The organism is Alteromonas sp. 4NH20-0056 (genome assembly GCF_057539655.1).
The window spans coordinates 559,145-575,378 of record NZ_BAAJLS010000002.1 but is presented as its reverse complement, the minus strand read 5'-3'; the positions used below and the strand labels follow the sequence as shown (position 1 = coordinate 575,378).

The window sequence follows — 16,234 nt, the reverse complement described above, 5'->3', positions numbered from 1 at the left end:
TTTAAGGAAGGTTAAATAGCGGTTGTGCGCCAACTATAATTAAAAGAGGCAGTGAGTGGTTAACGTCTTTCATCGCTGGGTTGTTATCGCCCTTTTTTTAACAGGCAGCGTTTTTTCGAGCGCACCCGAAGCAAACGAGCGAAATGTTTATGCTGATTATCAGTTAGTTAATGATGCGTTATTGCTTTACATGCCTGATGAAACCTTTTCTACTCCTAATGCAGCGCTACGTGCTTTTCATGCAGGAAGTTTCCTCCCCAATACCCATGGCAAAGTAAGCTTTGGCTTTACTGATAAAGACGTGTGGGCAGCCTTACCTATTACTACGCATCGTGCAGGCATATCTCAAATTATAACAATCGATAATGCGTGGCTTGATGAAATTGATCTCTATATTTTTCACAACGAGGAGCTTCAGCTCAGTACGTCCTTAGGTGATAAAACGGTCTTTTCTAAGCGCGAACGCAATATGCGCATGCCTTCTGTGCAATATGTGTTGTCTGAAGGTACCACGGTCGTACTGTTTAGGTTTAAATCAAAAGACCCCATGACCTTTCCAATTTATGTTGGGTCTGAAGAAGCCGACAAGGCTAAATCTTTGGAGCATGCTTACTTTTACGGCGCGCTTTATGGGTCTCTTCTTATTTTATTTTTATACAATGTCGTTCTATTTATATCGTTAAAAGAGCGTCGTTATCTTTACTACTCGCTTTATCTACTCGCGTTTACGCTGTTTAACTTTGTCTATACCGGCCATGGGTATTGGTTGTTGTGGCCATCCTCGGTATTTTTGCAGCAGTGGCTTATGCCGATTCTCATGTTTTGCTACTTAGTGTCGGCGACCACGTTCACCATCTCGTTTCTAAATGTGAAGGTATTTTTACCTAAACTGTATAGCAGAAAAAAATTTATCTACGCAGGGCTCATCTCACTCGCTATCGTGATTGTAATATCTGGAGATCAGGCTTTTGCGATCATGAGCCAGCTTATTGTGCTAACTACGCTTTCTGTTTGGATGTTATTGATTGGGGTTGCCGCCCTACGTAAGGGAAACCCCATTGCTAAATTCTTTCTTCCAGCTGTTGCACTGGGAACCGGAGGCGCGACAGTATCGAGTTTAGCAACATGGGGAATAATTCCTTATTCTCAATGGGCGTTTAGGGGTATAGAGATAGGTATGCTGTGTGAGATGTCGCTCTTATCAATATCGTTAGGTACCAGTTTTAAATTGGTTGAAGAAGCGCGCAGAAGCGCTGAATCTATCGCGAGGCTTGATCCGCTCACCAACTTATATAACCGACGGGCGTACACCGACTTAATTGGGCCAATATGGGCAATGGCGAAACGCAAAAATGAGCGTGTGTCCGTAGTATTGGTAGACTTAGATTGGTTTAAGAAAATCAATGATGAACACGGCCATGGTGTTGGTGACGATGTACTAGAAACCATAGCAACAGAGATAAAAAACCGAGTTAGGGCCTCTGATGTTGCCATTCGATGGGGAGGAGAAGAGTTTTTGCTGTTTCTTCCAAGTACTGACGCTGTGAAAGCGAGAGCCTTCGCAGAGGTGTTGCGCAAATGTATCGAAAATTCACCTTTTGATGGGAAAATAAAGATTACAGCAAGTATTGGCGTGGCCAGCGCGTCTCCGGTTGATATTGGTATTGATAGCTTAATAACTCTTGCCGATGAAGCGTTGTACGAAGCCAAAGCCATGGGGCGTAATCAGGTTGCCTACAAAGACGTGCCCGACGCTAATTCCCGAGCCCAGTTAGTAAAACCTTAAATACTGATGGTAGAGAACGTGATGGCGATGTGTCCTAGCCTCGACTTTTAAGCGTTTTCTTGTAAAGTGGCGCTGAATTATCGGCTTTTAGGTGGTGCAATGAAAATAGGAATAGGTGGCAAAACAGCGAAAGAGGCATTGGAGAGCCTTTCAGATATGACGGCAGGCGTGTCGCCTATTCAGGTCACTGAATATGAAGCCCGAATTGCTAAAGCGCAGTGTTACATGCAGCAGCACGGTATTGATGCATTGTACCTTAATGCAGGTACTAATCTGGCCTATTTTACTGGAATGCAGTGGTATGCAAGCGAGCGATTAGTCGGGGCTATATTGCCCGCTGAAGGTAATATTATATATATTGCGCCAACCTTTGAGATTGACTCACTTAACGAAAGAAAGGTGATAGCGGGCGATATTAAAGGTTGGGAAGAACACGAAAGCCCTTATGAATTGTTTGCGTCACTACTCCCTATGCCAGGGTTTGCCGGAAGAGGTAAAGTTGGTGTTGATGAATCTACGGCTTTTTTTATTGTCGACGGGTTTAATAAAGCGCTCGGTGCAACTACGCAGATTGTTAACGGGGCAGATGTCACCGCACATTGCAGAATGCATAAGTCAGAGAACGAATTAGCGCTAATTCAACGTGCAATGGACATGACGCTTGCAGTACACAAAGCGACGGCAAGTATGCTACGTGCGGGCATAACCACAAAAGAAGTCGAAGCCTTTATTGATGAGGCGCATCGTAAAGTTGGTGCTAGCGGCAGCTACTTTTGTATTGTCCTTTTTGGCAAAGCAACTTCTTATCCTCATGGCGTGAAAGACCCTCAAATACTGAAAGAAAACGATATGGTGCTTATTGATACAGGCTGCAAACTGCAGGGGTATCTCTCAGACATTACGCGGACCTATTGCTTTGGTCAGGCAACTGAAAGGCAACGGACACTGTGGCAGAGTGAAAAACGTGCGCAACTCGCGGCCTTCAATGCAGCAACCTTAGGTGCGCCTTGCGGGCATGTCGATGCTGCCGCTCGCAAAAGCCTAGAAGCGGATGGTCTTGGGCCAGACTACGCATTACCTGGTTTACCTCACAGAACAGGCCATGGCATTGGTATGGATATCCACGAATGGCCGTATTTAGTGAAAGACAATCCACACCTATTGGCTGACGGAATGTGTTTCAGTAACGAGCCGATGATCGTTGTGCCTAATGAGTTTGGTATTCGTTTAGAGGATCATTTTTACATGACAAGGGAAGGTGCACGCTGGTTCACCGAGCCGAGCTGCGCTATTGACAACCCTTTCGGTTAGCCCCTTAATTTGCCTAACCTTGCTATAAAAGGGCAGGTTGTCAACAGCGTTCACTTAACAGCGGGCTTTCTCTGACGGTCAATACGCTGACCGTCGGGGTAGTGCGCTCGCACAAAATATGGTTTGCGCTGCAAAAATTCGCCACAAGGCCGCTTTGCCTTAATAACTCTGCAGGCAAAAAGATCAATAACTTTCAGTGATTCGGCACACTAGAAAAACATCATTCGAACCTTGCAAAAGCTTGCTCTACACTTGTCATAATGTAAATTTTTTGTGAACTCTCAGTTGGCAACGCTGTAGTCAATGCGTCATTTTGACTGCGCTATGGCTATATTCTTGTGAGTTCAACTGTGAAGTTAGCGCCAGTGTTTTAAGAGGAACCGTGATGTCTGCAAACAATGCTTTGGTTAATGAAGAACTTACTATGTTCAAAGACATGGTACTGCGATTTATCGAGCAGGAAATCTTGCCCCATTATATGCAATGGGAAGACGACCATCGTATGCCACGTGAAGTGTGGCATACCATGGGGCAGGCGGGAATGTTACTCGTTGATATGCCAGAGAAATACGGCGCGGCTGCAACGAGTTTCGATGTGTGCCAAATGATTCAAGAAGAGATGTGCCGACTAGGTCTACATAGCTTGGCGACCGGGTATAACATTCACGCTAACATTGTTGCACCTTATGTGCTTAATATCGGCACCGAAGAGCAGAAAGATTACTGGCTTCCCAAGATGGTGACAGGCGAAGTGCTAACTGCGCTTGCGATGACTGAGCCTAATGCGGGAAGTGATGTGGCCGGAATGAAAACGCAGGCGGTTAAAGACGGTGACAGTTATATTTTAAACGGTTCAAAGGTATTTATTACTAACGGTACTATGGCCGACATGATCATCGTTTGTGCTAAGACCGATCCTAAAGCGGGGGCGAAAGGGGTATCGTTATTCCTTGTTGATACTAGTTTGCCGGGCTTCTCCACCGGTAAGCCTATTCACAAAATAGGTCAACATAGCAGCGATACGGGTGAGTTATTCTTCGATAACGTACGCGTACCAGCAAACGCACTGCTTGGCGAGGAAGGAAAAGGGTTTGTATACCTAATGCAAGAGCTGCCTCGTGAGCGATTGGGCTGTGCTGTGCAAGCAATTGGACATGCGCAAGGCGCATTAGATCTTACTGTTGATTATGTTACTCAGCGTAAAGCATTTGGGCAAACCGTAAGCCAGTTTCAAAATACGCGCTTTAAATTAGCAGAGTGCCAGACTGAATTAGAGATGTGTCGGGCGTTATTAGAAAAGCACATGGATAAGTTTAGCCGAGAGGAGATGACTGTAACTGATGCCGCAATGTTGAAATTAGCGGCAACTGAAATGCAGTTAAAAATGGTGAATGAGTGCTTACAGTTGTTTGGTGGGTACGGCTACACCGATGAGTATCCAATCTCTCGCTTTTATCGTGATGCTAGAGTACAAACTATTTATGCGGGCAGCTCTGAAATCATGAAGGAAGTAATAGCCCGCGGAATTTTAGGGCGTTAGCATTGCAACAATGAAAGCCGACAATTTGTCGGCTTTACATTCCAATACTATTCTTCGTTACTTGCCTCGCATTTATAAAGCGATGCCATCAGCGCGTTGGGGTTATCAACGCATAGAAATACTTCATCAATTTTCTCGTTAAATATGCCCATCATAGTGAACCACAATACAGGCTTGGAGAATGTCAGCTTGATATTAGCGTATGTACCACGCCCTATTTTCAACTGTTCTTTGTGGCATTGCCATTCTCCTGTTTCACACGCGTTGATCTGAGAAACTGGCGCTAACAGTAAATTAAAAAAGGTAGCATTCACCACAAGGTGGTTGTTATGGATATATATTGAATAGTGCCTGCTGATTCGATGGCTTGCGATAAGAGAAATAATGCCATAACCAATCAATGTCGATACGATAATGGCCGCCAGCTCGCTCCACTGCATAAGTAATGCATAGCTAATAGTGGTTACAGTGAATAGACCTATCACGACCAAAGTAATATGCCACCGCGAGGCGCTACGTAATGATAGATTCGATATTGCCGATATATGTTTTTTGGAGAATCGAGGGATAGCGTAATACCAGCTTGCTGGCTCACTGGCCATCATAAATGCTAGTTCTCGCTTTTTATCATCGTTATCTGCGTTATTAATGAGAGCATTAACCCGCGGGTCTCCACTGATTTTTCGCGACTTCCAAAGCATGGATACCACGTGATAAATAACTGCTAATTCAATGATAAGTAAAATAGCAATAATGGGGTAGCGTGCCCAACTGAGAAACTCAAAATAGGCAGCGAGAGAAGGGGGCATAGAGTAACGCGCTACTACACTGGCCACACTTAACGGAATAATGATTTTCCAGCGTTTCTGCTGGCCAACCTTTATTACGCAATACCAAAAAAGCGACGGTAACAAAACAAAATAGAAAAACAGAAAAACGCCTGAGATAAAGGTATCTCGTGAGGACGCTATGGTGTCTGGTATAAAAGTGAACCCCGCCACATACGTTAATATGGCGATAAGCAAATAGATAAGTCTGAATCGAATAGGTTTGCGCACAACATTTCCTTGTTATCTTTTACTATAAGGTAATGTTTATTATGTTTTTTATCACTAATTAAATGCGCAACGATTTGTAACAAGGTGATGTAGAACAGTCGAGAGTATAAAGATTATGACGTTTGCTTGGGCGGAAAATTATCACCCGCCCAAGCTACGGTAATGTTATTAATGACGCTTAAACGGAGGGCTACCTCTGAAATCGGTTGAACGCGCGTCGTCAGTTTGCTCGAACTGCGCCATATTAACCACTGGCACACATTCAATAGAGCGTTTGAATGGAGGCTTGCCTCGCATCGTTACCGATACTCTTTTTTCGCACGGAAGCGCTTCACTCATCGTTTCAAACTGTGCAACATCTACTTCTTTTGCATTTACAAAGGTGCGTTTGAACGGGGGCTTGCCGCTACGTTCTACCACCATTACTTTATTTGTTACGGCGCTATCGTTAGTCGCCGAAATGGCGCTGGTTGAAAACAAGGTCATTGAAACCGACGAGGCGAGTATCAAAGGCAATATCATTTTCTTCATAACGTGTCCTTAGTTTACTTATAGATAACGTACTTACTACGGACTTATTGTACGCTTTGTTCACTAAGAATTAACGAATTCTCGTGATAGTAAATTACTATCACATTGGTGATATTGGGAAGTATTTTTGGTAACCGCTTTCCCATATTGCACAAAGATGGTGCTGCTCGGTACGTTGGCGGTGCACCCTAAAGAGGTGGTACATCATAATACTATGGTAAATCAATGTGTTATTTTTTGGCGTTTATATTGCTTTGTTTATTCGTATTATTGGTTAGTAATTACGTACCTGCGCCTGAAAATGGGGTGATGCTTTGGTCAACGTATTACTTAAACGTTAGACAGAGATACGTTATGCGCCATATTACGCTAGTGTTCGTCATGTTGTTTCTTGCACTTACCAAGAGCCATATGGTGCAGGCCAATGCATTTTCCCTGGTAAGCAGTGATGGCGGCACGCTTTATCTTCAGAGCTCAGTTCATTATCAAAAACAAGCTCGGTATTTGATAGACACGGGGTCGTCTCTCACCGTCCTTAACCGTGAGACATTTGAGGCGCTAAAGGCTAAACAGTCGGTAAAGGAAAGTGGAGTGATTATTGCGAAGCTTGCCAATGGCAGTAAACAAAAAGTAAAGCTGTATACCATACCTTTACTGTCCTTGAGTGACGAATGTCATTTTGAAAATGTGAGTGTGGCGGTGATGAAAAACCAACACAATATTTTAGGTATGGAGGTATTAAGCCGCGCAGCACCTTTCGGTATTCAGATGTCACCTCCACAAATCACATTAAGCCAATGCGATATATCGACAATCCCTGTTTTAGCACGTAATCAGGCTGCTTCAAGCAATTTATAGTATTCCTTAGTTTCTAACCTCCTGTTTGTATCACCTTTATCAAAACGTTATGGCTACATTCTTAGCGTAAAGGACTAACGACGGGCTGCCCTAAATAAGGCTGCATCGCCGGTATGAATGATCACCGATTTACTAGACAGTTCAGTGTGGACATACGTAGACGTATGTCTCTTTTACAGCGGCGTTTTCACACTTAGTTGTTCAACTTTACAGACTCCCATCTTTTTATCTTTTACTGTTCATTAGTTAGATAAATAAAAATGCACAAGCAAATGATAATGATTGCTATTTACATTTATTTCCGAGTAGGTAGAATGCTACCGCCTTAGACACAATCACACGATAGAAATGGTTTTTTATGAAATGGTCACTTATTACGTTAGCAATATTATCAGCAACAACGCACTCAGCATTTGCTAAAACAAGCTCTGAAATAGACGGCTCTGATATCGATAGCTCTGAAATAGAAAACATTGAAGTAAGAGGCTCTTACATTGAAGGGTACGGAGCGCATAAGGCCAGTGGTGCGTCGCGCATTAACTTGCCCATTAAAGACATCCCTCAATCTGTATCGGTTATTACCAGTGCACAGTTCGACGACTATCAGCTAAATGGTATTAACGATGTTCTCGATACCGCCACCGGCGTTAATGTACAACGAGTAGAAACCAGCCGTACCTATTACAGCGCACGCGGTTTCGACATTAACAACTTCCAAATTGATGGTATTGGCCTGCCGCTTATTCGAGGCAATAACCACGGCGACGAAGACTCTGCCATTTACGATCGCATTGAAATTATACGTGGTGCAAATGGGTTAATGACTGGCGTGGGCAACCCGTCTGCTACGGTAAACTTTATTCGCAAGCGCCCTGGAATGCAAAACGGCTTAACCGTGCAAGGTTTAGTAGGCAGCTGGGACAACCGCCGCGTGGAAGTAGACGGCACGTATCGCGTAAATGAAGATTTTGGTATTCGCGGCGTGGCGGTATCTCAGTCGCAAGAGTCTTATCTCGACCGTTACGAGCAAGAGCGCCACGTGGCGTACTTGTTTGCAGAGTACAATATTTCAGATAGCACTACGTTTTCGGTAAGTCATTCGTATCACACCAACAATGCCGACGGTAATAACTGGGGCGCTAACCCGCTGTTTTATTCTGACGGCACAGCCACTAATTTTGATGTATCTACCAATACCTCTGCCGATTGGGCCTACTGGGATGTTGAAAAACACAATACCTTAATAGAGCTAGACCACGTGTTTGCTAACAACTGGTACATGCGCGCTACTTACTCTCGCAAAGTGACCGATGAAGACTCAAAGTTGTTTTATGTATTTGGCACACCAAATCGCGAGACGGGCCTTGGTCTTACCGGTTATGCCAGCGAGTACGATCACGATGAAGAAACCGATTTAATTGATGTATACCTTACTGGAGATTTCAATCTTTTTGGGCGCTCGCACGAGTTTGTAGTAGGCCTTAACCATGCCTCTATGACCTTTGAAGATATGTCGTTATACGATTTCACAACGGGCAATGGCTTTCCTGCAATGCCAGCGCTTGAAACATGGGGTGGCAATGCACCCGTTCCTACTCTTGAAGATGGGCTGACGGGCGCCGATGTTGATACCGAGCAGTCGGCAGTGTATTTCACTACTCGCTTTAGTCTAACAGATGATTTGCACATTACCGCCGGCGGTCGCCAGAACAGATGGGATACCAGCGGCATGTCGTACGATATAGCGCAAGACGCTGAAGACAGTGAGTTCATCCCGTATGTTGGGGTGGTGTATGCACTAAACGATTCCATTTCTGCCTATGCCAGCTACACAGAAACCTTCTTGTCTCAAACCGAGCTAGATATTAACAACAATACCTTGGCACCTATTGTAGGCGAGAGTAAAGAAGTGGGCTTTAAAAGCGAGTTTTTTGAAGACCGCCTTATTGCCACGGTCGCTTACTTCGACATTGTGCAAGAGAACTTAGCCATACCCGATCCAGCAACAGCAGATTTACCGCCCGGCGAACAGCGTTTTGTTGGCGCTACTGGCATAGAATCTAGTGGTTATGAATTTGAAGTGGCTGGCGAGCTATTACCAGGCCTTCAAACCAGCATTGGTTATACCGATTTCACCATTGATGGCAATGAGCTGGTGGCCGACTACACGCCAGAGCGACTGCTTAAGTTTGCGGCAACCTACACGCCTGCACGTTTCGACAAACTGTCTGTGGGGATAAACGCCCGCTGGCAAGACGACACGTCACGAGTGCAGGGTGTTGTGGGTGAAGGGTTTGCAAACGCAGGCGATACCATTACTACACGCCAAGATGCATACACCATTATTGATTTAATGGCCAGATACCGCGTGTCTGATAGCTTTTCTGTTGCCTTAAACGCCAACAACGTTACAGACGAAAAGTACATTAATAGCTTGTACTGGGCCCAAGGTTTTTACGGTGCACCAGCAAGCTACATGTTAAGCGCAACCTGGTCGCTGTAATAGTATAACGACTTACCGCGTTCCCCCACTAGGGGGAACATGGCTAAAGATGGAAGGTAGATATGCGCAAAACTCTGTTTAAATGGCATTCCATTACGGCGCTAATTGCAATGGTTCCGCTTTTTGTTATTTCAATTACTGGCAGCATTTTGGTGTTTAAGTCAGAAATTGATACATGGTTGATGCCCTCGCACATGAGCGTGCAGGCAGAAGAAGGCCAGTCTCGTGCAAACTTAAATCAGTTAATTAGCAAAGTAGAAGCCACACATCCTGATTTTGTATTGGGAAGTTGGGAGCTATTTGATAACAAGCAGCGCAGCGATGCGGCGTACCTTATCAGTAAGTCTGAGGGCGAATGGTATAAGCTTTACGTCGACCAGTATTCGGCAACGTTACTATCTACTCCGGTGCCGGTAACCCATGATATTACCGACTGGTTACTGTCGCTACACTATACCTTTTTGATGGGCGTGGCAGGCACATCACTCGGATTTGTGTTTTCGCTTATGCTGTTAGTGCTTGGCGTGACAGGCATTGTATTGCATCGCAAGTTTTGGACTAAACTGTTCACACTACGCGTGCATGCGGCAAGGCGCATCTTCTTTAGCGATGTGCATAAGCTCATAGGCATATTATCTTCACCGGTGCTGCTTATTTTGGCGTTTACTGGGGGGTATTGGAATGCCTCTGAAGTGATACACGAAACCTTAGAGCATGGCGATGACCACGCCTATGTTACCGAAGCCATTTACAGCCCTAATCTCGATTTTCAGCAGCTGGTTTATGGGTCGTCTAACGCTATTGACGGTCACCGGCCCACTTATCTTACTTTTCCCTACGAGCCAGAAGCGCACATTAATGTGTTTGGCGAGGTGCCTAACAAGCCGTATCTTTCAAGCGAATATTCCTCGGTAGTTACCTATAGCCGCGACTCAGGCGAGGTACTGGCCACATTTGATGTAAGAGAGGAGTCGGGCTGGGCAGTATTTGTTGATATGTTTAGAAAACTGCACTTTGGCTATTTTGCAGGCATTGCCAGTAAAATACTGTGGTGTGTACTGGGTTTAAGCCCCGTGTTACTTGCCATAACCGGCCTGTATTTTTACCTGTTTAGGAGGTCACCTAAAAAGCAACGAAGAGGTGGCAAACTGCAAAAGACTTTCTTGTAATAATTAAACGGGCAAACTTAAAAAGTACTTAACGTCATTGTGCAGGGTTACACTAACCCCAGCGCCGACAATGTGCCAAAAGCCATTGCGGTGATGGGAAGCGATACCAATGTGCTTACCGCAATAATGCTAGCGGCGAGCCTGTGGTCGCCGCCTAAAGTTCGTACCATGATGTAACTTGCCGCCGCAGTTGGGGCGATAGAAAGCAAAAGAATTACGCCTAAGTTCATGCCTCGAACCCCACATAGATACGCGATACTGACTAACAGCGCAGGGTAGACAATACACTTACTTACCGTTGCTAACGTGATGTTGTACCAATCACTAGAAAATGAACGAAATTGTAACGAGGCGCCGGTGCAAATTAGTGCAAGGGGAAGGGTTAGCTGAGCAAAATATTCACCAGTACGAAGTACAACCTCAGGCAACTGCCAGTGATAATACGAAAAGGGGAGGGCTGCAACAATTGAGATGATGAGCGGGTTCTTTGCTATGCCTTTCAGTTGATGTATGGGAGCAATGAATCCTACTTGGTAGAAGTTCAAAACAAAGACGGACATTACATTGTATAAAATGGTGACACAGCCCATGTAAACCGAGGCGGCGGCTAAACCGTCCTGACCGTATGTATTGGCCGCATACGCAAGACCAATAATACCCATATTAGCTCTAAATCCGCCTTGAACAATAACCCCTTTTGCACTTTTTTGTGAAACGCTAAGTTGGACAACAAGCATTAGCATGATGCACATGAAAAGCGTACCACTTAAGCCGATGGCGATAAGGGTAGGGTTAGCCGCTTGAGAGAAGTCGGATTGGCTTATGGACAAAAACAGTAAAGCGGGAAGGGCTACGTTAAATACCAACGTAGAGCTCGACTCAATAAAGCCATCGTTTAGCCACTTGATACGAAAAAAAAACCACCCTAACAAGAGTAAAATAATTACAGGGAATAATGTGCTTGTTATAAATGAAAGCATTGCTAAATGGCGATAATGTGAGTCTACGTATCAGATTATCAAATTTTTGATAATGCTTATGTATTAATGTGCAATATAGTCTCTTTTATTTGTTTTTGTTTTGAGGCTTTTTCACCGTTCCATCTTGTAGAGCCTAGCGGCATACGGTTCATGATTTTCGCTTCAGCTATTCCAATCAGCAAAAAGCATACTGCTGTCCCACTGTAAATTTGAAGCGCAATGCCATCTTCAAATGGAGGGCGTTGATGTACCCATTTTACAATAAGAATAGGAATGACAGGTATAAAGCCACTTAACAGCGCATAACCTGAATTACGTATAAGCCGATACAGTAAGGTGAGTGTACTGCTTTTCTGCGCGCTGCTAAAAATAACGTAAAACGCGATGCTGTGAATTGTGCCTATCGACATAAGCACACCAAAAAATATATCTAGGCGATTTGTTTCATAAAGCGTATTGCCAATAAGCCCTTCTATACTTGCTGCCATGACCAGAACAATGGCAAAGCGCACGACCAATTCAATAGCCATAATCATTGACGTAGATAGGTTTGCCAATTCACCTTGCGTTTTTAGTTGCCGTGCTTTTATTTTAAACGAGCGCGGCGGAGCTACCATGAAGAAGTACAGTGTGGCATATCCAAATATATAATTGTCGAACCGACATGCGCTTATTTTTTGTCTTAAATTTTCCATTATTTATTCTCCAGCATAATAAGTGGGCGCAGGTGGGTTGAGTTTCTTTGGCTCATGTCTTTCTGCATAATCTTTTAAATCTCGTCTTAAAGCCGTGAATACGTTCATTGAAACGACAAATAGCACACCGCAAAATACCAATAGAACAAGCGTGATGGCAGTCCACTGCTTGCGCGCAGGAAACGATTCAAATAAGGGAACGGTGGCAGGCTGAATAACTTCCAGTGGGTAGTTGGCACGGGCGTTAATAAGCGATTCAACAGCAAGTTGCGTTTCTAACAGCCTGAAAATAGACCGTTGAATTTCAGAATTTTTTATCTCGCTAAGACGTTGCTCTAAATAGCGTCTTCTATTCGTTATTTCTTCAAGGTCGAGCGAGCGTAAGTACTCGTTGAACGATCTCACAAAAGCATTCGCTAGCCTTGCGGAAAATTCGGGCGACTCAGAGGTCAAACGGATGTTGAGTAAATCGGTCTTTTTGTCAGTAAAAACATATAACGAATCAGTTTTGAATTTCTTAACTGCTTCTCGCATATCGGGCTCAAAGTCGTTGATCCATTCATTGGTATCGGCATTCCAATTTTCTTTATATAAATACTGAAGCAAATCCTGCTCTACGATAAACGCGCTTATATACCCAAACGAATCCATTCTTGCTAATAGTCTTTCTCGCTCATTAGCTTGAATACCGTCGATGATAAAGTCATATTCTAGGACGCCAATAGTATTCGCACCTCGATAATTATTGGGTTGGACACCACCGGGATCTTCGCTGATATTAATTGCAACGGTGGCCTGTGCAGAATACTTGTTGTTAAGTAATAACGATAAACCAAATACAATTCCGGCTCCCACGATTGCAACAAGCGCAATACGAAACTTGTAGCGTAAGAGTTGGTAAGTAAATTTAAGCAACAATTCGTATTCTGCGACATGCTGTGTTGTATCGTTTCGGTTTGACATAAGTGGCTCCCGCTTAATTAAGCAAGTTGGCTAGCATTGCAGTTGAAATGATATTTTTGTAAAGAATATCTACCCACTTTTCTGCTGACTCTCTTCCGTTGATACGGTCAACGCTTAGCGGCACAAATATCGTTGAGCCAGGCGTGACTTTTACGTTCGCTGGAGACTTAAACCACCCCCACGTGTTCGCCCGGACTGACATGACTTCACCGTTGGCTTGAACAATATAAGCATGTTCGTACTTCGCAAGCTCTTTAATTCCGCCGCTAAGACCGATGTAATCCAACGCAGCGCGGTCTGAACGATACTTGTGCGAGGTGGGAAAATAGACTTGCCCAATCACACTGATATCATCTTGATACTTAGGAACAATAATACGATCGCCATTTTCAAGCACAATGTCAGACGCTTCATCGCACTGTGTCACCGCACTATTAACATCGACCACCATTCGGCCCACCGCTTTTTCCGGAGCCATTTTTTTGAGCACATCATAGATGTCTTTTGCGCGTTGATCTTTTGGCATTTTCTCATCTTTATTCACACCTTGTGATATGTGAGAGTCGGCAAGTAAACGCTCTAATTGGTCGAACATTCTATCGAGCGCTTGTTGCTCTTTCGCTCGAACACTGTCACGAAGGAAAACGGTGCCAAAAAGGTAAGCATCTTCGGTAAACCCACCCACTTTTTGCATTAGTGAACAAAGGGTTTCTCGTTTATCAATGCGATACTTTCCAGGAAACGTAATCTCACCCTCTATCTGGACGAATTTAGGCGTTTGTACCCATTCTGGCTTCGTGCGCAGTATGAGGTGATCGTTTGGATGTAGAATAAGGTCGGTTGTATCTAATAGCGCGTTAGTTTTGTTTAGGCTGATTGCTCTTGAGTCAGTGCGGCTAAACTCACTGTCCATTAACACTTGGCGCGATAATGTAGCGGCAAGTCCGTATGTTTCTTCTTTCATACCGCCTGCAGCTTCGATTAAGTCTTCAACCCTCATGCCCGCCACCATAGGGTAAGCACCGGGGTGAAACACCGACCCACTTACATTGACAACAGGCACCTGTTGACCAAATCGCGTCTCGCGCTTTATCCGTTCAAGAGGGGTTTTAATTAAGCTGGCACGGTCAATATCTTTATTGAACAAATACACTTTATCTTTAGGTTGTAGAACGGGGTTATGATCGTGATGACTATTGAGTGCTTGGTTTAACGAAACCTTTACGAAATAGAGGCGATCGGTGCGTAAATCAGTACGCGCCAATAGCGCATAATTTAGATCTACATCTGCTTCTAATCCCCCAGCATACTCAACCATATCGAGAAGACGCGTGCCTGCATGCAGCGGGTAGCTACCAGGGTGTGGAACCGCACCTTTTACATCAATCACCTTAGCAGGAGCGGTTGCAGTGGCCTCATTCATCATTCTTGATACCATTTTGGATAGCTGACCGGCTCTTGGCGAATGGGTATCAAAGATGATTACCTGATCTCTAGGGTGAAGCGCTATATTGTCACTTGAGTCTGTATCGGTAATGGCGTTGTATAAGTTAAAGTAGATTGCTTCTGTACGTTTCTCGTCACGGTTCTCACGTTGGATTACCGCAGCGTTAAATTCTGCGCCTTGTCTAAGTACATTCCTAGATTGAATTAGGTCTGACACTTTCATGCCTCTAAACCACTGAAAGCCACCTGGTGTTAATACATGGCCAGAAAGTAGAATTACGTCATCCATTTTGTTTAAAACGGGGAATACTCTAATTAAATCACCATTTTTAACGTTTAGGTTCTTTCCGTTTTGATCGAAATTCGCTTGCATCAGCGTGTAAGTACCGTTTTGCGATACCCGTTCAATTTGCGCATTTTGTGTGTTGGCTGTTGGCAGAAGACCGCCTGCTAGCGCAAGAATTTGTTCAACGGTTTTTTCTTTTGCCACTTCATAAATGGCGGGTCTAAGAATTTCCCCTGCAATACCAATGGTTGAGCCAACCGGCGGAACAAAAATAAGGTCACCTTGGCGCAGGTAAATATTAGCGCTGTCGTCGCCCTTTAAAAGCAACGCATAAAGGTCAAATGTTGCAACCAGCTTACCTTGTCGTTTTACTTGGATGTTGCGTAAAGAACCAGAGCGTTTTATGCCACCGCTAGACGATAGTGCGTTTATCAACGTAGAAAAACCACTTACCGAATAACTACCAGGCTTCGCCACTTCGCCCACAAGCATTATTTGAATAGAGCGAAATTCTGATAGTGTCACAAGGGTTCTAATGCCAATACGCTTGGTTTCTATTGCCTCTGATATTGCCATTTTCGCTTCTTCAAAGGTTAAACCGCTTACCGTCACTGCACCGGCGTCAGGAATAAGAAGATGCCCATCTCTTGTAACCGTTAAATTATACTGCACGTTCGTTGCCGCAAAAGCTTGAACCGCAAACGTGTCTCCTGGACCAATGATGTAGTCATAAGGCACAGGCATGTCGGAGACTGGCGCGAAGGTATTTGAAATACCCGCGAACATATCGTACCCGTATTGTTCAAGCGTACTTTGTACACGTTGTTGCTGAATCTCTTCTTCAAGCGTCACTGGGCGAAGTGAGGCTGCCACGTTTTGTTCCAATTGTGACGGTGCAATATCTACCGCATTCTCATCGGGTTGAATTGTCACTTGAAAGCTTGGCTTATCAAGCGTCGCCTCGCTAGTTTGAGCCGATACAATCGCATCTCGGCGCTGCTTGTCTTCTAACGTTGCTACGCCCATTCTTTCAACCTGCGCCATGCTAACGTTACATGCGGCGCTGACAAGCAATGAACCGATGGTCAATATTCTCATTAATTTCATG

Annotated in this window: 12 protein-coding genes; 6 read left to right on the top strand and 6 right to left on the bottom strand. The window is 44.4% G+C overall.

Annotation, left to right across the window (positions count from 1 at the left end; all coding sequences use genetic code 11):
* Positions 1 to 55: 55 nt before the first annotated feature.
* The 3 genes from AC27EZ_RS06035 (at position 56) to AC27EZ_RS06025 (ending at position 4,637) form a co-directional block, all read left to right on the top strand.
* A complete protein-coding gene (locus AC27EZ_RS06035; RefSeq protein ID WP_487134456.1) occupies positions 56 to 1,786 on the top strand; it encodes a diguanylate cyclase in 1,731 nt (576 codons plus the stop codon).
* A 99-nt stretch (positions 1,787 to 1,885) separates the two neighbouring features.
* Complete coding sequence (locus tag AC27EZ_RS06030; protein WP_487134455.1) at positions 1,886 to 3,097, top strand: M24 family metallopeptidase; 1,212 nt, start codon at positions 1,886 to 1,888, stop codon at positions 3,095 to 3,097.
* A 385-nt stretch (positions 3,098 to 3,482) separates the two neighbouring features.
* A complete protein-coding gene (locus AC27EZ_RS06025) occupies positions 3,483 to 4,637 on the top strand; it encodes an acyl-CoA dehydrogenase family protein (RefSeq protein WP_487134454.1) in 1,155 nt (384 codons plus the stop codon).
* A gap of 47 nt (positions 4,638 to 4,684) precedes the next feature.
* Here AC27EZ_RS06025 and AC27EZ_RS06020 read toward each other — a convergent pair whose 3' ends face one another.
* Both AC27EZ_RS06020 and AC27EZ_RS06015 read right to left on the bottom strand, forming a co-directional pair.
* Entirely contained in the window at positions 4,685 to 5,695 is a 1,011-nt protein-coding gene (locus AC27EZ_RS06020; protein ID WP_487134453.1) for a hypothetical protein, read from the bottom strand.
* A gap of 168 nt (positions 5,696 to 5,863) precedes the next feature.
* Positions 5,864 to 6,226 (bottom strand): hypothetical protein, encoded by a 363-nt coding sequence (locus tag AC27EZ_RS06015; protein ID WP_487134452.1) that lies wholly within the window; start codon positions 6,224 to 6,226, stop codon positions 5,864 to 5,866.
* A 354-nt stretch (positions 6,227 to 6,580) separates the two neighbouring features.
* On the opposite strand from AC27EZ_RS06015, the gene AC27EZ_RS06010 reads away from it, so the two are divergent.
* From AC27EZ_RS06010 to AC27EZ_RS06000, 3 genes are all read left to right on the top strand, one after another.
* Positions 6,581 to 7,084 (top strand): retroviral-like aspartic protease family protein, encoded by a 504-nt coding sequence (locus AC27EZ_RS06010; RefSeq protein ID WP_487134451.1) that lies wholly within the window; start codon positions 6,581 to 6,583, stop codon positions 7,082 to 7,084.
* A gap of 358 nt (positions 7,085 to 7,442) precedes the next feature.
* Entirely contained in the window at positions 7,443 to 9,587 is a 2,145-nt protein-coding gene (locus AC27EZ_RS06005; RefSeq protein ID WP_487134450.1) for a TonB-dependent siderophore receptor, read from the top strand.
* A gap of 62 nt (positions 9,588 to 9,649) precedes the next feature.
* On the top strand, positions 9,650 to 10,756 hold the full coding sequence (locus AC27EZ_RS06000) for a PepSY-associated TM helix domain-containing protein (RefSeq protein ID WP_487134449.1): 1,107 nt from the start codon (positions 9,650 to 9,652) through the stop codon (positions 10,754 to 10,756).
* A gap of 47 nt (positions 10,757 to 10,803) precedes the next feature.
* On the opposite strand, the gene AC27EZ_RS05995 is transcribed toward AC27EZ_RS06000, so the two are convergent.
* From AC27EZ_RS05995 to AC27EZ_RS05980, 4 genes are read right to left on the bottom strand one after another with little or no spacing between them, the layout of a single operon-like run.
* Positions 10,804 to 11,736, bottom strand: a complete 933-nt coding sequence (locus AC27EZ_RS05995) for an AEC family transporter (protein WP_487134448.1) — start codon at positions 11,734 to 11,736, stop codon at positions 10,804 to 10,806.
* Positions 11,737 to 11,792: 56 nt separating this feature from the next.
* Positions 11,793 to 12,431: a hypothetical protein gene (locus AC27EZ_RS05990; RefSeq protein ID WP_487134447.1), complete on the bottom strand. Its 639-nt coding sequence runs from the start codon at positions 12,429 to 12,431 to the stop codon at positions 11,793 to 11,795.
* A gap of 3 nt (positions 12,432 to 12,434) precedes the next feature.
* A complete protein-coding gene (locus AC27EZ_RS05985) occupies positions 12,435 to 13,394 on the bottom strand; it encodes a hypothetical protein (protein WP_487134446.1) in 960 nt (319 codons plus the stop codon).
* A gap of 13 nt (positions 13,395 to 13,407) precedes the next feature.
* Positions 13,408 to 16,233, bottom strand: a complete 2,826-nt coding sequence (locus tag AC27EZ_RS05980) for an SLBB domain-containing protein (RefSeq protein WP_487134445.1) — start codon at positions 16,231 to 16,233, stop codon at positions 13,408 to 13,410.
* Position 16,234 lies beyond the last annotated feature (1 nt).

What these genes read in the sequence shown, in the direction of transcription:
- AC27EZ_RS06000 (WP_487134449.1), top strand. Translation starts at nt 9,650, where the DNA reads ATGCGCAAAACTCTGTTTAAATGGCATTCCATTACGGCGCTAATTGCA.
- AC27EZ_RS05990 (WP_487134447.1), bottom strand. Translation starts at nt 12,431, where the DNA reads ATGGAAAATTTAAGACAAAAAATAAGCGCATGTCGGTTCGACAATTAT.
- AC27EZ_RS05980 (WP_487134445.1), bottom strand. Translation starts at nt 16,233, where the DNA reads ATGAAATTAATGAGAATATTGACCATCGGTTCATTGCTTGTCAGCGCC.
- AC27EZ_RS05995 (WP_487134448.1), bottom strand. Translation starts at nt 11,736, where the DNA reads ATGCTTTCATTTATAACAAGCACATTATTCCCTGTAATTATTTTACTC.
- AC27EZ_RS05985 (WP_487134446.1), bottom strand. Translation starts at nt 13,394, where the DNA reads ATGTCAAACCGAAACGATACAACACAGCATGTCGCAGAATACGAATTG.
- AC27EZ_RS06010 (WP_487134451.1), top strand. Translation starts at nt 6,581, where the DNA reads ATGCGCCATATTACGCTAGTGTTCGTCATGTTGTTTCTTGCACTTACC.
- AC27EZ_RS06015 (WP_487134452.1), bottom strand. Translation starts at nt 6,226, where the DNA reads ATGAAGAAAATGATATTGCCTTTGATACTCGCCTCGTCGGTTTCAATG.
- AC27EZ_RS06005 (WP_487134450.1), top strand. Translation starts at nt 7,443, where the DNA reads ATGAAATGGTCACTTATTACGTTAGCAATATTATCAGCAACAACGCAC.
- AC27EZ_RS06025 (WP_487134454.1), top strand. Translation starts at nt 3,483, where the DNA reads ATGTCTGCAAACAATGCTTTGGTTAATGAAGAACTTACTATGTTCAAA.
- AC27EZ_RS06030 (WP_487134455.1), top strand. Translation starts at nt 1,886, where the DNA reads ATGAAAATAGGAATAGGTGGCAAAACAGCGAAAGAGGCATTGGAGAGC.